Raw genomic sequence first — 3001 nt, 5'->3', positions numbered from 1 at the left:
ATGAGACAGGCACCAAGGGGCCGCGCGCCAATCCCCCAGGAATAATTGGCCCGAAACAAATGTAGGAGCGGCCTTGCGTCGCGATGCGCCGCGCGGGCGGCGCTCGATCTCATAGGCGCTGAAAATGCCAAGCCTGGCACCTGCGGCGCTCGATCTCATAGGCGCCAGATAAACCAAGGCTTGCGCTTCGCGGGCCCCGCTCGATCTTCGCCCTCCTGAAGAAACCAAGACAAGCAAGCTACTGCCCGCCCTCCGGCAACAGGCTGCGGTCGAACATGAACGGCCGCGGCCCCTGCGGTGTGTATTGAAACAACTGCTGCGGCCTGCCCAGCCGTGGCTGGTTCTTCTCCCCGGTGTCCCTCACCCACCCCTGCTCGCGCAAACGCTCCAGGCGCTTGCGCAGCGAGGTGCTGTTCACAGCCTGCCCCAGGCACGCCTGCACTGACGCCAACGCATCGAGCACCGTGAACTTCTCTGCCAGCAAGTACAACGGCAGGCTGCTGTACACCGTCTTCGCCGCCAGTCGCTCGCGGGCGCGCTCCACCAGCAGTCTGTGATCGAAGGGCAACAGCACCCTGCGCTCCAGCACGCTGTCCACATCAAAAAACGCCAGCTGCTCACCCTCAACGGCCTGCCCAGGGTCGAGCAGGGCCAGGTAGTAGGTGCTCAGCGACCAACCGCGCGGGTCACGGAAAGCATTGCCTTCGGTGCCTACCTGTTCCATGTAGCACGGTACGATACGGGCCTTTTCGAGCAAGGCGCGCTCGGCGGCGCCTTCCAGGCTGGTGTCGGCAATACGGCCGTTGACGATGACACCCGGCAACGCCCACTGGCCGACGTGCGGTTCGCGCTCTCGGCGGTGCAACAACACTTGCAGGTGCTGGGCTTCAGGGGCCATGCGCAGAGCGACGATATCGACGCTGGCCAGGACTTCAGTGCTACTCACGCAAAGGCTCCACTGTTCAATCCTGCAATATTCCACCAGAGCGCTTTAATAGCACAAGCTTCTTTCCTACCTGCTCTGGTGCTTGACACACTTAATACACCAGGTGGAATATATAGCAACACCCGCGAGGAGAGCACCATGAAGATCGCCAGTTTCGACGTCGACGCGCAAAACGGCTTCACTGCCAACGCCCCACACGAACTGCCGGTACCCGAGGGCAATGAAATTGCCGCCGACCTCAACACCATGGCCCTTCGTGCCGACCTGCGCCTGGGCAGCAAGGACGCCCACCCGGCCAATGCCGCCTGGGTGGTGGCCGAACCTGGGCAGATGCTGCAACCGCTGACGCTGGCCAATGCCGACCTGACCTGGGTCAGCCACTGCGTGCCAGGCACCCCCGGCTTCGAGCTGCTGCCCGGCCTCCCCGCCCCCATCGACTACGACTACTTCGTGTGGAAAGGCGTCGAACCCGACTTGCACCCCTACGGCGCCTGCTACCACGACCTGGCCGAACGCCGCTCCACCGGGGTTATCGAATACCTCACCGTGCAACAGGTGGGCGCCGTCATCGTCGGCGGCCTGGCTTTGGACTACTGCGTCAAGACCACTGCCCGCCAACTGCGCCAGGCCGGTTTCCAGGTGCTGCTGTACCTGCCCGCCTGCCGCGCCCTGACCCAGGAAGGCGCCATCAGCGCCTGCGGGGCGCTGGCTGCCGAGGGTGTCATCCTCTGCGGCGACGAGGCCGCGCTCGACCACCAGCTCGCTTTGATCAAGGAAGACCGCCCATGAGTGACAGCGTATTCGGCCCACGGATCATCCAGAACCTGCTGGACACCGACTTCTACAAGATCACCATGATGCAGGCCGTGCTGCACAACTACCCCAATGCCGAGGTGGAATGGGAGTTCCGCTGCCGCAATGGTGAAGACCTCTCCCCTTACCTGGCAGAAATCCGCTACCAGGTCGAGCAACTGGCCGAGGTCACCGTCACCCACGACCAACTGGCGTATCTGGAGCAGATTCCGTTCATCAAACCGGACTTCATCCGCTTTCTCAGCCTGTTCCGCTTCAACTTGCGTTACGTACAGGTGGGCCTGGATGACGCCGGGCAGCTGGCGATTCGCGTGCGTGGGCCGTGGCTGCACGTGATCCTCTACGAGATCCCGCTGCTGGCGATCATCAGCGAAGTGCGCAACCGCTACCGCTACCGCGAGGTGGTGATGGAGCAGGTGGGCGAGCGGCTGTACCAGAAGCTCGACTGGCTCAAGGCCGAGGCCAGCGCCGATGAGCTGGCAGGCTTTCAACTGGCCGACTTCGGCACCCGGCGGCGCTTCTCGTACCGCGTTCAGGAGGCCGTGGTGCACACCCTCAAACGCGACTTCCCGGGTCGCTTCGTCGGCACCAGCAACGTGCACCTGGCCCGCGAATACCAACTCAAGCCCATCGGTACCATGGCCCACGAATGGTTCATGGCCCACCAGCAACTTGGCCCGCGGCTGGTCGACAGCCAGGCGGCCGCGCTGGATTGCTGGGTACGCGAATATCGCGGGCTGCTGGGCATCGCGTTGACCGATTGCATCACCATGGACGCGTTCATGGGCGATTTCGATTTGTACTTCGCCAAACTGTTCGACGGGTTGCGCCACGACTCTGGCGACCCGCTAGCCTGGGCAGAGAAGGCCATTGCCCACTATGAAAGTCTGGGCATCGACCCGCAGGGCAAGACGCTGATCTTTTCCGATGGGCTGGACTTTGCCAAGGCACTTGGCCTGTACCGCGCGCTGCATGAACGGATCAATGTGAGCTTTGGCATCGGCACCAATCTGACTTGCGATATCCCAGGTGTCGTGCCGATGAACATCGTGATCAAGATGACGGCCTGCAATGGCGCGCCGGTGGCGAAGATCAGTGATAGCCCGGGCAAGACGCAGTGCCGGGATGAGAACTTCGTGGCTTATCTGAAGCATGTGTTCAAGGTGGCTTGAGCCCTGTCACTGTGAGCGCCTACTACTAGTAGTGAGGCTGCTATGTGCTTGTCGGGAGATAGGGTGATGG

The 3001-nt window shown here is 62.5% G+C and carries 3 protein-coding genes; 2 read left to right on the top strand and 1 reads right to left on the bottom strand.

Annotated features, from left to right (window positions below; all coding sequences use genetic code 11):
* Nucleotides 1-238: 238 nt before the first annotated feature.
* The gene (locus NP534_RS26420) at nucleotides 239-946 is read right to left on the bottom strand and encodes an NUDIX hydrolase (protein WP_274100686.1); all 708 of its coding nucleotides are present in this window, start codon (nucleotides 944-946) and stop codon (nucleotides 239-241) included.
* A gap of 138 nt (nucleotides 947-1084) precedes the next feature.
* On the opposite strand from NP534_RS26420, the gene NP534_RS26415 reads away from it, so the two are divergent.
* Nucleotides 1085-1735 carry an isochorismatase family protein gene (locus tag NP534_RS26415; RefSeq protein WP_274100685.1) on the top strand — a complete coding sequence of 217 codons (651 nt, stop codon included), beginning with the start codon at nucleotides 1085-1087 and terminating at the stop codon, nucleotides 1733-1735.
* On the top strand, nucleotides 1732-2931 hold the full coding sequence (gene pncB, locus NP534_RS26410) for a nicotinate phosphoribosyltransferase (RefSeq protein ID WP_274100684.1): 1200 nt from the start codon (nucleotides 1732-1734) through the stop codon (nucleotides 2929-2931). Before NP534_RS26415 ends, pncB begins: the two co-directional genes overlap by 4 nt.
* Nucleotides 2932-3001: the final 70 nt, after the last annotated feature.

This window comes from Pseudomonas sp. 39004 (genome assembly GCF_028682155.1).
Taxonomy (GTDB): Bacteria; Pseudomonadota; Gammaproteobacteria; order Pseudomonadales; family Pseudomonadaceae; genus Aquipseudomonas; species Aquipseudomonas capeferrum.
Note: the sequence above shows the minus strand (reverse complement) of the source record. Positions and strands in the feature narration are given on the sequence as shown.

Excerpts from the sequence above, each read along its gene's own strand:
- NP534_RS26415 (WP_274100685.1), top strand. The coding sequence starts at position 1,085 with ATGAAGATCGCCAGTTTCGACGTCGACGCGCAAAACGGCTTCACTGCC.
- pncB (WP_274100684.1), top strand. The coding sequence starts at position 1,732 with ATGAGTGACAGCGTATTCGGCCCACGGATCATCCAGAACCTGCTGGAC.